Origin of the sequence: Mesorhizobium sp. M8A.F.Ca.ET.161.01.1.1, assembly GCF_004792105.1 — a bacterium.
Taxonomy (GTDB): Bacteria; Pseudomonadota; Alphaproteobacteria; order Rhizobiales; family Rhizobiaceae; genus Mesorhizobium.
In genome coordinates this window covers 16567-34612 of the sequence record NZ_SRTD01000005.1, presented here as the reverse complement: position 1 = coordinate 34612, position 18046 = coordinate 16567, and the positions used below count along the sequence as shown (strand labels likewise).

Below are 18046 nucleotides of genomic sequence, written 5' to 3'. Positions count from 1 at the left end.
TCCCGGTCAGCCGAGGTCGATCTGCAGGATTTCCGGACGCATGCCGAAACGGATGGGCAAATTGCTGAAGCCGAGCCCGCCCGAGACGATCAGGTTGCGGTCGTTCTCGATGACATGGCCATAGGCGTAGCGATTGCCGAACTGCGACGGCACGATAGGCGAATAGCCGAACAGCCGCACCTGCCCGCCATGGGTGTGTCCCGCTAGCGTCAGCGACACACGCGACGGCACTTTTGGAAAAATGTCCGGTTCGTGCGCCAGCAGGATGACAGGCGCGGCGTCGCTGATTTTGGCCAGCGTGCCGTCGAGATCGTCCAATCCCCTGGGACGCTCGGTGTTCTTTTTCCGTAATAGCGCCAACTGATCGGCGAGGCCGGCGATCCATACGCCATGTCCGTCCTTTTCCAGACGCACGGCGTCGTTCTCCAGAACCGGGATGCCGACCTTCTCCAATGCCTTGCGCGCGATCGTCGGACCAACTCCGGCACGCTGCGCGAAGCCATCGGCCCACCAGTCGTGATTGCCGAGGATCGACAGCACGCCGAGCGGTGCCTTGAGGCCCGACAGGGCGCCAGCCCATTCCGGCGGCGTGACCCTACGTGACGCCAGGCGCATGCCGGCGATGTAGTCGCCGAGCAGAACGATCAGGTCCGGCTGCAACGCATTCGCCTCTTCGGCAAGCGAGGCAATCCGCTCCGGCGTCATCCAAGGCCGGCAGGCGTGGATGTCGGCAAGGGCGACGACGCGCAGCTTCAATCCATCAGGCCAATGCGGTGGCGTCAGCGCATAGCGCTTCACATGCGTCAGCAGCATCGGCTCGATGCCGACGGCGTAGGCGCTGAACGAGGCGACCGACAGCAGCGACCCGCCGATAAAGCGCATGAACCCGCGTCTGGTTATCATTGAGTGGCTCCGGCACCTCATTTCGGCATGCGCTGGTGCGTGTCGATCCTGATTTGGGCGGACGACATGCATGGAGGCAGCGAACCCGATACAATCCAGGAATACGCCGGTAAGCCGGCAAAGATGAGGAGAATTTGCGCAGGCCCGTTCACTGATGCTTGATCACTGGTCCGGGAACCCGTGACTGATCGATTGCCCCGCTATTCTTCCTGGAACAGGCTGATCTGCTGCTGCGCCAGGTCCTTCGGCGCATCAAGGCCGAGATGGCGCCAGGCATTGGCGGTCAGCACGCGGCCACGCGGCGTGCGCTGGATGAAGCCCTGCTGGATCAGATAGGGCTCGATAATGTCCTCGATGGCGTCGCGCGGCTCGGACAAGCCCGCCGCGATCGTCTCGATTCCCACCGGCCCGCCGCCGAAATTGCGGGCGATCATGCTGAGATAGCGGCGGTCGAGCGCGTCGAGGCCGAGCGCATCGACTTCGAGCCGGGTCAACGCTTCGTCGGCGATCAGGCGGTCGACATGGCCGTCGCCGGCGACCGAGGCGAAATCGCGCACGCGCCGCAACAGCCGCCCGGCAATGCGCGGCGTACCGCGCGCGCGCCGGGCGATCTCGAGTGCACCGTCGTCGCCGAGCGGCATCTGCAGGATGCGGGCGCCGCGCCGCACGATCTGCTCCAACTCCTCGACCGTGTAGAAATTGAGCCGCACCGGGATGCCGAACCGGTCGCGCAGCGGATTGGTGAGCAGGCCGAGCCGCGTGGTGGCTGCCACCAGCGTGAAACGGGCAAGGTCGATCTTGACCGAACGCGCCGCCGGTCCCTCGCCGATGATCAGGTCGAGCTGGAAATCCTCCATCGCCGGATAGAGGATTTCCTCCACCGCCGGGTTGAGCCTGTGGATCTCGTCGATGAACAGCACATCGCCTTCTTCGAGATTGGTCAGCAGTGCCGCGAGATCGCCGGCCTTGGCGATGACCGGCCCGGAGGTCGAGCGGAAATTGACGCCGAGTTCGCGCGCCATGATCTGCGCCAGCGTCGTCTTGCCCAGCCCCGGCGGTCCGACGAACAGCACGTGGTCGAGCGCCTCCTTGCGGCCCTTGGCGGCCTCGATGAAGACTTTGAGGTTTGCCCGAACCGCCGCCTGGCCGACGAAATCGTCGAGCGTCTGCGGCCGCAAGGTCTGCTCGGCATCCTCGCCGCGTTTTTCCGGAGCAATGAGACGGGGGGAAAGGCTCATGGGGCCTTCCTCGCACAGGGTAGCGCCCCGGACAAGCGAAGGCTCACCGCGCCAGTTCCTTCAGCCCGAAACGGATCAGCTTGGAGGCATCGGCTCCCTCTCCTGCCGTCTTCAGCGCCGCCGATACCGCATTGGCGGCGGTGTCGCGGGAATAGCCGAGATTGACCAGGGCCGAGACGGCGTCGGTGATCGGCGCCGGCGCCACACCTTCGCCGAGCTCCTGCTTCAGCCCGATCGTACCGGAGGCAGCGCCGGCATAGGCCGGTGCCTTGGCCTTCAATTCGGTGACGATGCGCTCGGCCACCTTCTTGCCGACGCCGGGCGCGCGGGAAACCATGGCGATGTCGCGCAGCGCGATCGCATTGGCGAGGTCGGCCGGCGCCAGCGTCGACAGTATGGCCAGCGCCACCTTGGCGCCGACACCCGGCACATTGTTCATCAGCAGCCGAAACCATTCGCGCTCGAGCTGCGACTGGAAACCATAGAGCCGGATCATGTCCTCGCGCACATAGGTCTCGATGAACAGCACCACCGCTTCGCCGGGCGAAGGCAGCGCGGCAAGCGTGCGGGTCGAGCAGTAAGCGACATAGCCGACGCCATGGATATCGACGAGACAATGGTCTTCGTCGATCTCATCGAGCGTGCCCTTGAGCTTGCCGATCATGCCAGATCTTTCATGGAAGATAGGCCCTCATGGGTGCGTTTCCGGAGAGATGATATCGAGATCGGGGAAGTAACTGCGATACCGTGCTGCGTCTCGGGTCAAAAGACGATGTCCGGCAACGGTCGCATGAGCGCCAATAAAGAAATCAGGCAGAGTGCGCTCCCGAACACCGCCGGCCCGGCGATAGCGGGAATGCGTGACGCCCGCAAGGAATGCCGCGTCCCAAGGTACAAGTTCGCGATCCATCTCGAGCATGTCGACTGCTTTTCGAAGCGCCGTCTCCGTCGCGATCAGCGGCGCCAACTCGGACCAGACGATGGCATTGACGACCAATGCGCCGTCGCCTCGGCACAAGGTGATTTTAGACGCTGACCATTTTTTCAGAGGCCCAGTTGGCCCCCAAACATCGATCAGGACATTCGTGTCAATCAACGTCGAGATCTTCACGTGGGCCTCTCAACCACTCCATGTACTGGTCGCTGGTCATGCCTCCCAGATCCAATGTCCCCTCCATTTGGTCGAGAACATCGCTGAACCTGCGCAATTTCTCCTCCTCGGAGAGGTCCCCGTCGACGGCAACCAGCCGAACGTCCCCATTGGTGGCCACGAACTCCACCTCGGAGCCTGGGCCTATGCCCAGATGGTCCCTTATAGGTTTGGGGATCGTGACCTGCCCCTTGACGGTGACGCGCATGGTAATACCTCAAAGGTATTACCTACCCCATAGCCGTGAACAAGTCAAGAACATCACTAACCGGCGAGCGCCAGCCTATAGGCGGCACTTTGCCGGTGATGCGCGTGGCAAATCGCAATGGCCAGCGCGTCAGCGGCGTGTTCGGTGTCGAAGACCGCCTTCGGCAATAACACCTTCACCATCATGTGGATCTGCTTCTTGTCGCCGTGGCCGACGCCGATCACCGCCTTCTTCACCGCGTTTGGCGCATATTCGGCGACAACGAGGCCGGCGCGCGCCGGCACCAGCATGGCGATGCCGCGTGCCTGCCCGAGCTTCAGCGTCGCAACGGCGTCCTTGTTGACGAAGGTCTGTTCGACCGCGGCCTCATGCGGCATGGCCTGATGCAGGATTTCGGCGAGCCCGTCATGCAGTTGGCAGAGCCGCGTCGCCAGCGCCGCCTTGTCCTCGGAGCGTACGGTGCCCGAAGCGACGAAGCGCAACGAATTGCCGAGGCTCTCGATGATGCCCCAGCCGGTGCGCCTGAGCCCCGGATCGATACCGATGATGCGAATCGCGTCCCCCATGCCGTGAGTGTACCTCCGGCGGACAGCGATGCCAGCGAAAAGTGAACAAACCGGAAACGCCCACCCCGCCAACTGGGGAAGGCTTCGAAGTTTCTCAGTTGCGGGCGAAGGCGGTGTTGAGCAGGCTGATCTGGTCGGAGACCGGATTGGGCCGGCGAGCCACGGGCTGCGTGTCGACCATCGCGCCGGCGCCGTAGATCTCTTCGTCCATGCGGCGCACCAATGCCTGAAGGCGCAGCGACCGGTTGACGAGGTCGAGGAAATCGCTCGGCAGTTCGGCCCAGCCGGCCGCCTCGTCATGGGCGGAAGCGGTGTCGAGGCGCACCTTGGACTTTTCCGAAGCGACCTGGTCGCGGGTCATCTCGCCGGAATTCGCCGCGCGCTGCAAAAGCAGCCACGAGGCAACCTGCATCAGCCTGGTGGTCAGCCGCATCGACTCGGCCGCGTAGAGCGTGGCTGCCAGCCGCGACAGTTTCTTGGCCTCGGCCCGGCCCTTGCCGTCGAGATACTCCGCCGCCTGTTCGACCAGGCCCATGCCTTCCTGGTAAAGCGGTTTGAAGGAGTGCGAAAACACCCGGCGTTCCGCCAGCTTGACGGTTTTCACAACGCCTTTCGACGGCTCGTTCATTGATAACGCCCCTGCACTTGCAACCGGCCGATTCGGCTCTCTGCCGATACACCCGTGACCCTATAAAACTGAAGCTTGAAAATGCGCTTCGTCCGGGGTGAAGGCAAGCACATGTTTAACAGAAGGTTAACAGCGACCGGCGTCGCGGGAAGCCACCGGAATGCGGACAAAAAAAGAGCCGCGGATAAGGCGGCTCTCAGGAGTTTAACAGGGAGGCGTCAAACAAAGTGGCTCCAACCACTCGGTAAGAATCCAGATCACTGGATGCACATAGTAAACGCCTGTAAAGCTTAATGGACCCTTAACATCCCTGATATTTTTTGACCCTACACACTACTCCTGTGCCGTAACAGCACAGCCGCGCAGGCAAGGTTTCGGCCTCACTCAGGCCTTTTTCCACACCACCGGCAGGGCGATGAAGGCGAACAGCAGCATGCCTGCGTAGAAGCCGATCGAAGATATCCCCAGCAACGGCTCGATCCCCGGATTTCCGGCAAGCAGTATATAAAGGCCGATCATGAGCCCGATGCCGCTGATTGCCGTCAGCCAGAAATGGACGAGGGCCAGCGTCTTTTGCCCGGCAGCCGGAAACAGGTGGTAAAAGAACGCGAAGACCGCCGACATGAGCCAGCCAGCCACCATCGTGTGGGCGTGGGTCGGCATCTGGCCATGATCCTCGCTGATCGCCATGTGGATGCCGAGTGCCATGCCGCACAGCGCGTAGATGATCGCCAGCGTGAAGAAATTCCGTGCTACCCCTTGCATATATTAGTCCCCCGAATTGCCTTTTCCCAAGTTGGGAATGAGTTGATCGTCAGGCAAGCGCTGCCGCCGCCGGACCTCCGCCGTCGGCACTAGCATCGGCATTGTTTCCGGACGATGTCACGCCCCCCCCGACAATGCCGACAATAGCAGAAAGCCGGGCGGCGCCTTCATCATATTAGCGACGCCTTTCGTTAGCCGGCGGCCTGAAACACAGCCGGTTTTTCCACGACATCGTCCCGAAACAACCGCGGCGCTAAACGCGGCGGCGGCGAAGCGGACGGGCAATGGCCCGCCCTCGCCAGCAACCATTGGGCATCGGGGAGAAAGCCATGGATTGGTATTCCATCGTCAAATTGCTGCACATCCTTTCGGCAACGCTTTGGGTCGGCGGCGGCTTCACGCTGATGGTGCTGGCGACGCTGGCGGATCGAGCCGGCAACATCCAGGGAACGCTGCAGGCGATGCGCGCCACCGGCGAGCTGGGCAACCGCTTCTTCGCGCCGATGTCGATGCTGACATTGGCCTTCGGATTGATCATGTGCTCGTTCTGGGTCGGCTTCTCCGAGCTCTGGGTCCTGATCGGCCTTGCCGGCTACGCCACGACCTTCTGCATCGGAATGTTTGTGTTCAAGCCTACCGCCGACCGCATGGGCGCGATGATCGCCAGGGACGGCGTGACGCCCGCGGCCCTGGCCTATGGCCAGCGCATCCTGCGGGCGGCGCGCTTCGACTATGCGGTCATGCTCGTCATCATCACCGACATGGTGCTGAAGCCGACCCTGCACGACGTCGTCATTCTCGCGGGCATGATGATGGTTCTTGCCGCCGGTGCCGCCATGGCGCTCAGCCGGCCAAGACGCATGGTGCCCAGCGCCGCCTGACGCGGGCTGGAGCGCTACATGATGCCGGCGATCCCGTCCCACAGAAGCTTCACGGCCACGACCGCCACGGTCGCATAGGTGAAGGGATAAAAAATCTCCGGCCGCATGCGCCGCACCAGCCACGCGCCGGCGATGGTCGACAGCGGCGCCAGCGGCATCAGCACCGCCGATGCCGTCAGATTGGCGGTATCAAACTGGCCGAGCGCGAAATAGGGGATGAGCTTCAGCGCATTGGTGGCGGCAAAGAAGATCGCCGCCGTGCCCGACAGCACCTTGGGGTCGAGCCTGATCGGCAAGGCATAGACCTGGAAGGGCGGTCCGCCGACATGGGCAACGAAGCTGGTGAACCCGGCAACCGTGCCCCATATGGCCGCCGCCACGCGATTGGGTGCGGCGGCATGGTCGGAACCGTGGCGAAACTGCAGGTAAAGCCAGCGCAGCACGAAGACGATGGCGACGGCGCCGACGATCAGCCGCACCGCTTCCTCGGTGACGAGTGCCGCCGTCAGCCAGCCAAGCCCGATGCCGATGACGGCGCCCGGCATCATATCGACCAGCATCTTGCGATCGTATACGCCCCACCACGTCCACACCGAGACGATGTCCATCAGGCACAGGATCGGCAGCAGGATGGCGGCCGCCTGCACCGGCGGCATGGTCAGCGCCATCAGCGGCACGCCGACGAAACCGACGGCGCCGCCAAAGCCGCCCTTGGACAGGCCGACCAGGATGACCGCCGGGACGGCGGCCGCGTAGAACCACGGATCGAGAAGCAGGCCTGACATGGGGAGGGACTGGTCTGGAGGGAAAGCGGATCAACGCCTGAATAGCCCAGAATCGCGTGCCCGGCGACCGCAAATATGGGCTGGCCGCGACGAGCCTTGCCGGCGGGCTTCGAATAGCTATCGGCGCGCCGAAACCAGCAGGAACATCGGCCGCTCGAGTTCTTCCGCAAGACCCGGCATGGCCGCGATCTGCGCGTCCGTCGGACGGAATTCCTCGACATGCTCGATCGTGAAACCCGTCCCGATCAGCGTGTTGAGCGTGGTGCCGATGGTGCGGTGATGTTTTACCACGCCCTTGGCCAACCAGTCGGTCGTGCGCGGCCCTTCCACCAGATACCGGTCGACAGGCCAGGTCTTTTTCCCCTCGCCATCGATCGACCAACCGGGATTGGTCGGCGCCATGTAGATCGGATGCTCCGTAGAGAAGACAAAATGGCCGCCTGGCGACAGGGCCTGATGCACGGTTCCGAACAGGCGCTCGACATCCGCGACATAGTGCAAGGCGAGCGAACTGTAGGCGAGGTCGAAGCTGGCCCGCGGCAGGCTGAGCTGGTCGAGGTCGGCTCTTTCATAGGTGATGCCCGTGTCCGGGCCGGCAGCTCTGGCCCGGACAAGCATCTTCTCCGACAGGTCGAGCCCAAGGACATTGCTCGCCCCTTGCCCGTGCGCCCAGCGGCAAAACCAGCCAAAGCCGCAGCCGAGGTCGACGATCCTCAGGCCCGTGACATCAGGCAGCATCGCGCGCAGCGCCGGCCACTCGGCGGCGCCGTCCAGGCCCTCGACCGAGCGGCCGAGCTGGCTGTAGCCCGCGAAGAATTCCGGTTGATCGTAGATGTTCTGCGCCATGTTTTTCTCGCTCTTCAGACAGCCATCTGGCGGAAGACTGACATTTGGTGGACTGGCCGCGCCTTTCCACCATGGCCTCGGGATGTCAAGCTTATGAGCCCAACGGCAACCCCAGTGGCGGCGGCCGCCGCCGGATCGGCTGTGCCTTGATGATGGCGGTGCTGGTCTCGGCCTTGTCGGCGATCCGGTCGAGAATGCCGTCGAGGTCGCCGATCGAGCGCACGAACAGCCGGGCGACGAAACAGTCATCTCCCGTCACCTTGTCGCATTCGCCAAACTCTTCAATCTCCTCGATCAGTTTCTGGACGATGTGCAGCTTGCCCGGCAAAGGTTTGATCCGCACGATCGCCTGCAGCGTATAGCCGAGCGCCAGCGGATCGATCTCGACGGTGAACGCCCGGATGACGCCGCGCTCCTCGAGCCGCCGCAGCCGCTCCGAAACGCTCGGCGACGACAGCCCGACCTGGGCCGCCAGATCCTTCAGCGAGGTCCGCGCATCCCTGACCAGGATTTCGAGGAGATTTCGGTCGAGATCGTCCAGCATTTCTTTTTCTCGCAGATTCGAGCGGCTGCCTAATATAATTAGGCAACCTCCTCATATAGCCTTCCTGAGGAGATGGAAAGCCTCGACATCACATGAGATTATGCTGGCTCAACGGGTTCAGAGGCTTATTATGAACGATACGGTACGTGGCACGGTCGAAATGTCGGCCGCAATGGCGATCCTGGGAACGATCGGATGGTTCGTCATCATGTCCGGCCAGCCGATCATGGATGTAGTGTTCTGGCGCTGCGCGTTCGGCGCGCTGACGCTGCTCATCATCTGCGCTTCGCTTGGATTGTTGCGCAACAGGCTGTCGTTGCGCATCGTCGGCCTCGCAGCACTTGGGGGCGCGGCGATCGTCATCAACTGGCTGCTCCTGTTTAGCGCATTCTCACGCGCCTCCATCTCGATCGCCACCGCGGTCTACAACACGCAACCCTTCATGCTGGTCGGCTTCGGCGCGCTGTTCTTCGCCGAGCGGCTGACATTGACCAAGCTGACCTGGCTGGCAATCGCCTTCGCCGGCATTGTGCTGATCGTCGGGGCCGCCCCAGACGCCGGCGATGTCGGCACGAACTATTTCGCCGGCATCCTGATGGCCCTGGCCGCCGCCTTTTTCTGGGCTGTCGCGGCCATCGTCACCAAGAAACTCAAGGGCACGCCGCCCCATCTGATCGCGCTCATCCAGGTCTGCGTCGGCGTCGTCATGCTGGCGCCCTTCGCCAATCTCTCGCATCTTCCCGCCGACCCATGGAGCTGGGCCATGCTGGCAACGCTCGGCATCGTCCACACCGGCGTGATGTACATCCTGATGTACGGCGCCATCCAGAAGCTGCCGACGCATCTGCAGGGGTCGCTGTCCTTCATCTATCCGGTCGTTGCCATCCTGGTCGATGTCATCGCTTTCGGCCATCGGCTGCATCTTAGCCAGGTCGTCGGCGCCGCCGCCATCCTGATCGCAGCCGCCGGCATGAACCTCGGCTGGACATTGTGGAAATCGAGACCGTCCGCCGCGAGCCCGCAGCCGATCAAGTAAGGCGGCACGCCGGCTACCCGGCGGTCAAAAAATCCGATCCTGGCTGTCCGCCTGTTCAAAGCGGGCAGTTTGCTCTATGCCGCAATCCAACCATCTTCGCCCGGCATAGGCGAAACCCGGGATCGAAGAACCATGAATGACGCCACGCCTCCCAACCGCTGCCGCATCGTACTGATCGCGCCACCCGGCGTGCCGGCCGCCCGCATCGCGGCCGCGTTCGACGGCGGCGACATCGCCTCGCTGATCCTGCCCGAGAACGGCATGGACGAGGCCTCCTTCCAGGCCTTTGCCGAACAGGTCGTGCCGGCCGCGCAGGCCGCGGGCGTGGCGGTCATCATTGCTGGCGACACCCGCATCGCCGGCCGGGTCCAGGCCGACGGCATCCATGTCGAGGTCTCCAAGGCCGAACTCGCCGAGACGATCGAGCATTTCCAGGCGAAAATGATGGTCGGCACCGGCGGTGCCAAGACCCGCGACGACGCGCTGGAGCTCGGCGAAGCCAGGCCCGATTACATTTTCTTCGGCCGCTTCGGCTACGACAACAAGCCTGAGCCGCATCCGCGCAACCTGTCATTGGGGCAATGGTGGGCGCAGATGATCCAGATTCCTTGCATCGTCGAGGCCGGTTCCGATCTTGCCTCCGTCGAAACGGTGGCCGCCACCGGCGCCGAATTCGTCGCGCTGTCGAGCGCCGTGTTCGCCGACGGCGTCGATCCGAAGGTGGCGATCGGCCGGGCCAATGCCCTGCTCGACGACACAGCGCCGCGCTTCGAGGATTGACGTGTCCCTGGCGCGGCTTTCCCTCCAGGCCCTGCTTGCGGCGGTGATGATCCAGGCCGCCGCCGCCGAAACCATACCCTTGCCGCAGCGCAAGCCTGAAACCGGCATGCACACCGACAAGCCGATCGAAAACCAGCTGCCGCAGCCAGCCACCACGGCGGAGCCCGCACCGCTGCCCTCGGTCGACAGCGTCAATCCCGACCGCTTCGGCGCCAAGCCGGCGGACGCCGCCTATGGCGCGTTCCAGCGCGGGCTTTACAAGACCGCCTATAATCTGGCCCTGGTCCGTGCCCAGAACGGCGACCCGGCGGCGCAGACGCTGGTGGCCGAGATCCTGTCGCGTGGGTTGGGTGTGCCGTTGAACTCGGCCGAGGCCGCCAAATGGTACGCGCTTGCCGCCGAGCAGGGCGTGCCGGAATCGCAGTTCCAATATGCGCTGATGCTGCTCGATGGCCGTTACGTCAAGAAGGACGCGAAGGGAGCCTATGCCCTGATGCAGGCCGCCGCCGAAGCCGGCAACCAGCTGGCGCAATTCAATTTCGCGCAGATGCTGGTCCAGCAGGATCCCGGCGACGCCGGCCTGGCCAAGGCGGTTTCCTACTATGAGCGCGCTGCCGCGACCGGTCTCGCCGACGCGCAATACGCCATGTCGCAGATCTATGCCAACGGCGTCGGCGGCAAGCCGCGCGACGATGCACAGGCACGCCGGCTGCTGGCGCAGGCCGCCCGTCAGAACTACGACACCGCGCAGATCGATCTCGCCGCCTGGATGATCGAGGGCCGCGGCGGCGCGCGCGACCTGAAATCGGCTTTCGGCTGGACGAAGCAGGCCGCCGAAGGCGGCAATGTCGCGGCCCAGAACCGCCTGGCAAAACTCTATATGCAAGGCATCGGCACCGACCCGGACCTGGTGCTCGCCGGCGCCTGGTATATCGTTGCCCGCCGCGCCGGCCTCATCGATCAGGAGATGGACGATTTCCTGCAAGGGCTGAGCGATGACCAGACCAAGCAGGCCCTGCAGAAGGCGAACCGCCTGCCCTGAGGACAGCGCGCGCTCATTGCATGTGATCCAGGACGACTTTGCCGAAGGGCGAGCCGTGTTCGAGATGGCGGAAGGCGCCGGCTGCCTCCCGCCACGGCAAGACCTTGTCGATCACCGGCCTCAACCGGTTGACGGCGATGGCCCGGTTCATCGCCTCGAAGGATTCGCGTGAACCGACCGGAATTCCGCGTGCCCGGACCTGGCGGCGAAAGATGTCGAGCGGATTGATTGCGCCCTCGCTGCCGCCGAGATAGCCGATCACATTGATCTGGGCACCGCGCGCCGAAGCCCTCAGCGACTGGGCGAAGCTTTGCGGGCCGCCGACTTCGATGATGTGATCGGCGCCCCGCCCACCGGTGAGCGCCAGCACGGCCGACGCCCAATCCGGGTCGCTGCGATAGTTGATGCCGTCATGGGCGCCAAGCGCCTTTGCGCGTGTGAGCTTGTCGTCGCTGCTCGACGTGACGATGACGTGTGCCCCGGCGGCAGCCGCAAACTGCACTGCAAACAGCGAGACGCTGCCTGTGCCCAGGCTCAACACCGTCTCGCCGGGCTTCAACCGGCCTTCGGTGAACAGCGCATGCCAGGCCGTCACGGCGGCGCAAGGCAGCGTCGCGGCTTCGACATCGCTCAGGTGCTCCGGCGCAAGGACGGCCGCCTGTTCATCCAGCCTGGCGAACTCGCTGAGCAACCCGTCGATCGGGCCGCCCCGTTGATAGGAGGGCTCAGCCATGGCGAAACTGCCGCCGACCCAACGCTGCCAGAATGTGGCGCAGACACGATCGCCGACCTTGAAGCGGGTCACTTCGGCGCCAACCGCAACCACTTCGCCGACGCCATCCGAAAGCGGCACCAACGGCAGCGCAAAGGCAGTGTGGTAAATGCCACGGGCGATTTCCACGTCGCGGTAATTGAGCGCGGTTGCCCTGACCCTGATGATCATCTCCTGGCGCCCGGGTTCCGGCATTGGCCGCTCGACCAGTCTGAGGTTGTCGATGCCGCCCGGGTGCTGCAATTCGATGGCCTTCATTGTCTTTCCTTTCCGTCTGGAGGTCCTGGAAAGGAAAATCGCTTGCCTTGGTCATGATTTCAAATTCATAATAATCAGGATAATTATGCATTTGGAGCAATGTTGGAAATGCTGGAGGAATTACGCACGCTCGTCCTGTTCGCCGAGGAGGGCTCGATCCAGAGCGTGGCCCGCCGCCTGCCTCTGACGCAGCCTGCCGTCACGCGTCAGATGCAGCGACTGGAGGATATGCTCGGGACGACGCTTCTCGATCGCCGGCAGAAGCCGCCGCGCCTGACCACGGCGGGACTGGAGGTCTTGGAGCGCGCGAAAGACATACTGGCTTCGGTCGAGGCTCTGAAAGCCTTCGCCGCCGACACCGAGCCGCAAGGCGTGCTGCGTGTCGGCCTGGCACATGGCCTGTCCGACGCGGGCGTTGCGGGCGGTATAGCCAGCACGGCTGGGGCGTTTCCAAAAATATCCTTGCGGCTCAAGACCGGCTGGAGCGCGGAACTGATCGAGCAGTTCGAACGCGGCCAACTCGACATGGCGATCGTTCTGCGATCCGCCGATCATCAAGGCCCGGACGCGCTTGGCACGGAACGCCTCGCCATCATAGCGCCGGCTGGCACCACCAAACCCCGTCTCACGGACGCCGCCTGGGCTTCCAGGCCCTGGGTGCTTAGTCCCGAGCCTTGCGACGCGCGTCAGAGGCTCCTGGCCATTTTGGGCGGCGAACGGCATCGGCTCGTTATAGCGGCGGAAATTCAGGACCCGGCGATGCAGATGGAATGGGTACGTCGGGGACACGGCCTCGGCCTCATGCCGTCGCGGCTTGCCGCGCGCGGACTTCCCGACGACCTCGCGCTTGTCGATACCGGAGATCTCGATCTTTCATTGCAGGTGGTGGCCCTGCGCTCTCCGCACCTCAACCGCCTGGCAAAGGCCGCGCAGGCCATTGAAAAGACCGTCGGCGATGTCCTGGAGGTCGAGACCTGACGCCGGCTTGCCGGCCGGAGCCGACCCGCCCTCCCTTGCCTCTCCGGGCGATTTGTGGTCTTGGAGCCTTAAATCGCTTGTCACGGCGAACATCCCATACCGACGGCCTGGCCGTCGGCAGCATCCCGGATCCCATCATCATGGCCAAGATCAATGGCAACGAAATCCGTCCCGGCTATGTCATCGAACACGATGGCGGCCTCTGGGTGGCGGTCAGGACCAACACCGTCAAGCCCGGCAAGGGCGGCGCATACAACCAGGTCGAACTGAAGAACCTCATCAACGGCACCAAGCTCAACGAGCGCTTCCGTTCGGCCGAGACGGTCGAGCAGATCCGGCTCGACCTGAAGGATTTTTCCTTCCTGTACGAGCAGGAGGACGCGCTGGTGTTCATGGACACCCAAAGCTACGAGCAGCTCGAACTGAACAAGGATTTCGTCGGCGACCGCGCCGCGTTCCTGCAGGACGGCATGATGGTGACGGTTCAGCTCTACGAGGAGCGGCCGATCGGCATTTCGCTGCCCGACTATGTGACGCTGACCATCACCGAGGCGGATCCCGTGGTGAAGGGCCAGACCGCAGCGTCCTCCTACAAGCCGGCGGTGCTGGAAAACGGCATTCGCGTGCTGGTGCCGCCCTTCATCGGCGCCGGCGAACGCATCATCGTCGACACCAACGAAATCACTTACGTGCGCCGCGCCGACTGATGCGTGCCGCCCAGAAGTGGCCCCGGATTTGGGTCACCGGCATGCATCGAGACAGAGTTTAAAGCGCCGCACCAGGAAGAAGCACTATGGCACGCTCAGCCCTCCTCAACGTCATGGTCCAGGCCGCAATGAAGGCCGGCCGCTCGCTGTCGCGCGACTTCGGCGAGGTCCAGAACCTGCAGGTTTCGATGAAGGGGCCCGGCGACTATGTCAGCCAGGCCGACCGCAAGGCCGAGGACATCGTCTTTGCCGAATTGTCGAAGGCACGCCCGGGCTACGGCTTTCTGATGGAAGAGCGCGGCGCCGTCGCCGGCGACGACAGCCAGCACCGCTGGATCGTCGATCCGCTCGACGGCACCACCAATTTCCTGCACGGCATTCCGCTTTTCGCAGTCTCCATCGCGCTCGAGCGCCAGGGCCAGATCGTTGCCGGCGTCATCTACAATCCTGCCATGGACGAGCTCTACACCACCGAGCGCGGCGGCGGCGCCTTCATGAATGATCGCCGCCTGCGCGTCGCCGGCCGCACGAAGCTTATCGACACGGTGATCGGCTGCGGCGTGCCGCATCTCGGCCGTGGCCACCACGGCAATTTCCTGGTCGAACTGCGCAACGTCATGGCCGAGGTCTCCGGCGTCCGCCGCATGGGCTCCGCCTCGCTCGATCTGGCCTATGTCGCCGCCGGGCGCATGGACGGGTTCTGGGAAGTGGGCCTGTCGGCCTGGGACATCGCCGCCGGCCTGCTCTTGATTCGCGAAGCGGGCGGCTTCGCCTCCGATATGGATGGCGGACAGGATATGCTCGACACCGGCACGGTCGTCGCCGGCAATGAGATCATCCAGCGCGCATTGCTGAAGACGGTGAAAAAGCCGCTCCCGCCGCGCTGAACCGCCGCAGTCGCAAAACCGCAAACAAAGCTTGAAATACTGTCCGGCGGTTGCCCAGATAAAGGGTGACGCTAGGACGATAGATGATCAACACGCCGCCACAGATCGACATTCCGTTCATCGGACGCTGGCATTATTCGCGCGCCGAGATGATCGCCGACGGGATCGTCCATGCGGTGGGCATCGTGCTGGCGATCACGGCCGGCTCGGCGCTGCTGGCGCTCGCCGCCTTCCGGGTCGGGCCTGGCGAATACATCGCCGCCGTCTTCTATGTCGTCTCGCTGCTCACCGTCCTGTCGGTATCGTTGACCTACAATCTGTGGCCGGTGACCTCGCCCGCGAAGTGGATCTTGCGGCGTTTCGATCATGCCGCGATCTATCTGTTGATCGCCGCCACCTACACACCCTTTCTCGCCCAGTTGGGAAACTCGCCGCTGGCGCGCTGGATGATCGTTCTGGTCTGGGCCGCGGCGGCAACGGGCATTGCCATCAAGGTGTTTTTCCCCGGCCGCTTCGACAGGCTGGCGATCGTCTTCTACCTTGCCATCGGCTGGAGCGGCGTCATCCTTGTCAAACCGCTCGTCGAGACGCTGCCGACCACGTCGATCATGCTCATCGTCGCCGGCGGCGTCGTCTATTCCTGCGGCGTGATTTTCTTCGCCTGGAAGGCGCTGCGCTTCCACAACGCCCTGTGGCACGGCTTCGTCGTCACCGGCGCCGGTCTGCACCTGGCGGCCATGGTCGACTGCCTGGTCATCAACCGCCTTTGAGGCGCCGGCTCCTAAGGCTACCTGTGGCAATATTGCCAAGCACCATTCAATTTGGTCACAATTCCGTTTAGAGTCGCCACCTACGTGATCGGCGGCAGCGGCATCGGAAACGGGGCACGGATGGCTTTTCTCAGATCCTTCGGCATGGGCAGGCGCTCCGACGTACTGGTCTACGATCCACACAAATTGTCGAGTCCGCAGGTCTTCCTGCTCACCATGGTCATCTTCCTGGCCATCGTCGCCTTCATCGCCGCCATCTTGACCCGCCAGGTCACCACCGCTTTCGTCACCAATCCCGGCCTCAATGGCCTCATCGTCGGCGTGCTCGTCGTCGGTATCCTGCTGGCCTTCACGCAGGTCGGGCGGCTGTTTCGCGAGGTGCGCTGGGTCAACTCCTTCCGCGCCGGCTCGGAGACCACGGAACCGGTGCTGCTGGCGCCGATGAAGGCGATGATCGGCCGCTCCTCGTCGATGGCCTTTTCGACCTCATCGATGCGCACAATGCTGGATTCCATCGCCACGCGCCTTGACGAAAGCCGCGACACCTCGCGCTACCTGGTCGGCCTGCTGGTGTTTCTCGGCCTGCTCGGCACTTTCTGGGGCCTGTTGAATACGATCGGCTCGATCCGCGAGACCATCGAGTCTCTCGATCCCGGCACGGGCGATGCCGCGGCGGTGCTCGATTCGCTGAAGCAGGGCCTGTCGGCGCCGCTGGCCGGCATGGGCACCGCCTTCTCGTCCTCGCTGTTCGGCCTCTCCGGCTCGCTCGTGCTCGGCTTCCTCGACCTGCAGGCCGGCCGCGCCCAGACGCGCTTCTACACCGAACTCGAAAACTGGCTGTCCTCGGTCACCGACCTGTCGTCCGACATCGTCGTCTCCGATGCGGCCAGGACCGAGCCCTCCGACGAAATCCGCCTGTTGTCGGAGCGGCTGCGCAGCATGCAGGAGAATGGCGGCGGCTCCAACCCGCGCGTCGCCACCGCCATGGCCAATCTCGCCGACGGCATTTCCGGCCTGGTCAAGAACATGCGTTCCGAGCAGCAGATCATGCGCGACTGGGTCGAGGCCCAGTCCGACGAGCAGAAGGCGATGCGCAACACGCTGGAAAAGATCGCCGACGCGCTGAAGAAGCCCGGGGTGCACTAGCATGGCGCTTGCCAGGGGCCGGCGCACCGATCGCCGCATCGATTATTGGCCTGGCTTCGTCGACGCGCTGTCGACGCTGTTGCTCGCCATCATGTTCCTGCTCACCGTCTTCGTACTGGCGCAGTTCCTGCTCGGCCGCGAAATCTCCGGCAAGGACACGGCACTGTCGCGCCTCAATTCGCAGATCAACGAATTGACCCAGCTTCTGGCGCTGGAGCGCTCGACGGCGCAGGACAAGGAGGATTCGCTCGCCAATCTGCAGGCGTCGCTGTCGGCGGCTCAGGCGGAAAAGAGCCGGCTCGAACAGTTGCTGGCACAAGGTGCCGGCGCCGGCGACGCCGCCAACCAGCGTGCCGCCGAGCTGGGCGGCGAACTGGACAGCCAGCGCCAGATCAGCCAGCAGGCGCTGAGCCAGGTCGAGATCCTCAACCAGCAGATCGCGGCCTTGCGCAAGCAGATCGGCGCGCTCGAGGATGCCCTCAACGTCTCCGAAACGCGCGACCGCGATTCCAACACCAAGATCGCCGATCTCGGCCGTCGCCTGAACGTGGCGCTGGCGCAGCGCGTGCAGGAATTGAACCGCTACCGCTCCGATTTCTTCGGGCGCCTGCGCGAAATCCTCGCCGATCGCGAGAACATCCGCATCGTCGGCGACCGCTTCGTGTTCCAGTCGGAAGTGCTGTTCCCGACCGGCTCCGAAGTGATCAACGATGCCGGCAAGGTCGAGATGAAGAAACTCGCCGACGCCATCATCGAATTGCAGAAGGAGATCCCGCCGGAGATCAACTGGGTGCTGCGCGTCGACGGCCACACCGACAACAAGCCGCTGTCCGGCAATGGCCGTTACCGCGACAATTGGGAACTGTCGACGGCACGCTCGACCTCGGTGGTCAAGTTCCTGATCGAGAACGGCGTGCCAGCCAACCGGCTGGTCGCCGCCGGCTTCGGCGAGTTCCAGCCGCTCGATCCCGCCGACACCGACGAAGCGCGCAACAAGAACCGCCGCATTGAATTGAAGCTCACCGAACGTTGATCCATCATCACGCGAACTCACGCGAAATTGTTCGTCGGCTCAACTCTAGGGCGCAGGGATCGGCCGGCAAGGCCTGAAAAGATTATCTTTTTTTAATTACACTTCGCGCCGAGGCACTCCTAG

22 protein-coding genes are annotated in these 18046 nt (G+C 63.7%); 10 read left to right on the top strand and 12 right to left on the bottom strand.

All coding sequences use genetic code 11. The features are described from left to right. Nucleotides 1-6: 6 nt before the first annotated feature. The 8 genes from EN804_RS14370 to EN804_RS14335 form a co-directional block, all read right to left on the bottom strand. Nucleotides 7-903 carry a metallophosphoesterase gene (locus EN804_RS14370; RefSeq protein WP_127872131.1) on the bottom strand — a complete coding sequence of 299 codons (897 nt, stop codon included), beginning with the start codon at nucleotides 901-903 and terminating at the stop codon, nucleotides 7-9. 200 nt (nucleotides 904-1103) lie between these two features. Then, entirely contained in the window at nucleotides 1104-2141 is a 1038-nt protein-coding gene (gene ruvB, locus EN804_RS14365; RefSeq protein ID WP_135882188.1) for a Holliday junction branch migration DNA helicase RuvB, read from the bottom strand. A gap of 43 nt (nucleotides 2142-2184) precedes the next feature. Next, nucleotides 2185-2805: a Holliday junction branch migration protein RuvA gene (gene ruvA / locus EN804_RS14360; protein ID WP_127280068.1), complete on the bottom strand. Its 621-nt coding sequence runs from the start codon at nucleotides 2803-2805 to the stop codon at nucleotides 2185-2187. A 27-nt stretch (nucleotides 2806-2832) separates the two neighbouring features. Next, nucleotides 2833-3252: a type II toxin-antitoxin system VapC family toxin gene (locus EN804_RS14355; RefSeq protein WP_127280067.1), complete on the bottom strand. Its 420-nt coding sequence runs from the start codon at nucleotides 3250-3252 to the stop codon at nucleotides 2833-2835. Continuing rightward, on the bottom strand, nucleotides 3230-3499 hold the full coding sequence (locus EN804_RS14350) for an AbrB/MazE/SpoVT family DNA-binding domain-containing protein (RefSeq protein WP_127280066.1): 270 nt from the start codon (nucleotides 3497-3499) through the stop codon (nucleotides 3230-3232). Before EN804_RS14350 ends, EN804_RS14355 begins: the two co-directional genes overlap by 23 nt. A 56-nt stretch (nucleotides 3500-3555) precedes the next feature. Further along, complete coding sequence (gene ruvC / locus EN804_RS14345) at nucleotides 3556-4065, bottom strand: crossover junction endodeoxyribonuclease RuvC (RefSeq protein WP_127872133.1); 510 nt, start codon at nucleotides 4063-4065, stop codon at nucleotides 3556-3558. Between the two features lie 94 nt (nucleotides 4066-4159). Further along, the gene (locus EN804_RS14340) at nucleotides 4160-4693 is read right to left on the bottom strand and encodes a DUF1465 family protein (RefSeq protein WP_127872134.1); all 534 of its coding nucleotides are present in this window, start codon (nucleotides 4691-4693) and stop codon (nucleotides 4160-4162) included. A gap of 384 nt (nucleotides 4694-5077) precedes the next feature. Then, nucleotides 5078-5458: a hypothetical protein gene (locus EN804_RS14335; protein ID WP_023771684.1), complete on the bottom strand. Its 381-nt coding sequence runs from the start codon at nucleotides 5456-5458 to the stop codon at nucleotides 5078-5080. Between the two features lie 329 nt (nucleotides 5459-5787). Between EN804_RS14335 and EN804_RS14330 the strand changes: the two genes are divergently transcribed. After that, nucleotides 5788-6339: a DUF2269 family protein gene (locus tag EN804_RS14330; RefSeq protein ID WP_135919922.1), complete on the top strand. Its 552-nt coding sequence runs from the start codon at nucleotides 5788-5790 to the stop codon at nucleotides 6337-6339. Nucleotides 6340-6353: 14 nt separating this feature from the next. Here the strand turns inward: EN804_RS14330 and EN804_RS14325 are convergent, their stop codons facing one another. The 3 genes from EN804_RS14325 to EN804_RS14315 form a co-directional block, all read right to left on the bottom strand. Then, a complete protein-coding gene (locus EN804_RS14325; protein ID WP_127281288.1) occupies nucleotides 6354-7124 on the bottom strand; it encodes a sulfite exporter TauE/SafE family protein in 771 nt (256 codons plus the stop codon). A 117-nt stretch (nucleotides 7125-7241) separates the two neighbouring features. Next, nucleotides 7242-7970, bottom strand: coding sequence for a class I SAM-dependent methyltransferase (locus tag EN804_RS14320; RefSeq protein ID WP_135919920.1), 729 nt, complete (start codon nucleotides 7968-7970; stop codon nucleotides 7242-7244). Nucleotides 7971-8061: 91 nt separating this feature from the next. Beyond that, complete coding sequence (locus EN804_RS14315) at nucleotides 8062-8514, bottom strand: Lrp/AsnC family transcriptional regulator (protein WP_127280921.1); 453 nt, start codon at nucleotides 8512-8514, stop codon at nucleotides 8062-8064. Nucleotides 8515-8644: 130 nt separating this feature from the next. Between EN804_RS14315 and EN804_RS14310 the strand changes: the two genes are divergently transcribed. The 3 genes from EN804_RS14310 to EN804_RS14300 all read left to right on the top strand — a co-directional run bounded on the left by EN804_RS14310 (nucleotide 8645) and on the right by EN804_RS14300 (nucleotide 11372). Continuing rightward, a complete protein-coding gene (locus EN804_RS14310; RefSeq protein ID WP_135919918.1) occupies nucleotides 8645-9550 on the top strand; it encodes a DMT family transporter in 906 nt (301 codons plus the stop codon). A gap of 132 nt (nucleotides 9551-9682) precedes the next feature. Further along, entirely contained in the window at nucleotides 9683-10330 is a 648-nt protein-coding gene (locus EN804_RS14305; protein WP_135919916.1) for a thiamine phosphate synthase, read from the top strand. 1 nt (nucleotide 10331) lies between these two features. Continuing rightward, entirely contained in the window at nucleotides 10332-11372 is a 1041-nt protein-coding gene (locus EN804_RS14300) for a tetratricopeptide repeat protein (protein WP_127277947.1), read from the top strand. A gap of 13 nt (nucleotides 11373-11385) precedes the next feature. Here the strand turns inward: EN804_RS14300 and EN804_RS14295 are convergent, their stop codons facing one another. Beyond that, nucleotides 11386-12402 carry an NAD(P)-dependent alcohol dehydrogenase gene (locus EN804_RS14295; protein ID WP_135919914.1) on the bottom strand — a complete coding sequence of 339 codons (1017 nt, stop codon included), beginning with the start codon at nucleotides 12400-12402 and terminating at the stop codon, nucleotides 11386-11388. A gap of 108 nt (nucleotides 12403-12510) precedes the next feature. Here EN804_RS14295 and EN804_RS14290 point away from each other — a divergent pair, with 108 nt between their 5' ends. The 6 genes from EN804_RS14290 (at nucleotide 12511) to EN804_RS14265 (ending at nucleotide 17923) form a co-directional block, all read left to right on the top strand. Further along, nucleotides 12511-13380: a LysR family transcriptional regulator gene (locus EN804_RS14290; protein ID WP_189524520.1), complete on the top strand. Its 870-nt coding sequence runs from the start codon at nucleotides 12511-12513 to the stop codon at nucleotides 13378-13380. Between the two features lie 140 nt (nucleotides 13381-13520). Beyond that, on the top strand, nucleotides 13521-14087 hold the full coding sequence (efp, locus tag EN804_RS14285) for an elongation factor P (RefSeq protein ID WP_027141779.1): 567 nt from the start codon (nucleotides 13521-13523) through the stop codon (nucleotides 14085-14087). An 86-nt stretch (nucleotides 14088-14173) separates the two neighbouring features. Then, entirely contained in the window at nucleotides 14174-14974 is an 801-nt protein-coding gene (locus tag EN804_RS14280; RefSeq protein WP_135919910.1) for an inositol monophosphatase family protein, read from the top strand. 83 nt (nucleotides 14975-15057) lie between these two features. Continuing rightward, nucleotides 15058-15744, top strand: coding sequence for a hemolysin III family protein (locus tag EN804_RS14275; protein ID WP_135882206.1), 687 nt, complete (start codon nucleotides 15058-15060; stop codon nucleotides 15742-15744). A 120-nt stretch (nucleotides 15745-15864) separates the two neighbouring features. After that, on the top strand, nucleotides 15865-16890 hold the full coding sequence (locus EN804_RS14270) for a MotA/TolQ/ExbB proton channel family protein (RefSeq protein WP_127277952.1): 1026 nt from the start codon (nucleotides 15865-15867) through the stop codon (nucleotides 16888-16890). A 1-nt stretch (nucleotide 16891) separates the two neighbouring features. Next, nucleotides 16892-17923, top strand: coding sequence for a peptidoglycan -binding protein (locus EN804_RS14265; RefSeq protein WP_127277953.1), 1032 nt, complete (start codon nucleotides 16892-16894; stop codon nucleotides 17921-17923). Nucleotides 17924-18046 lie beyond the last annotated feature (123 nt).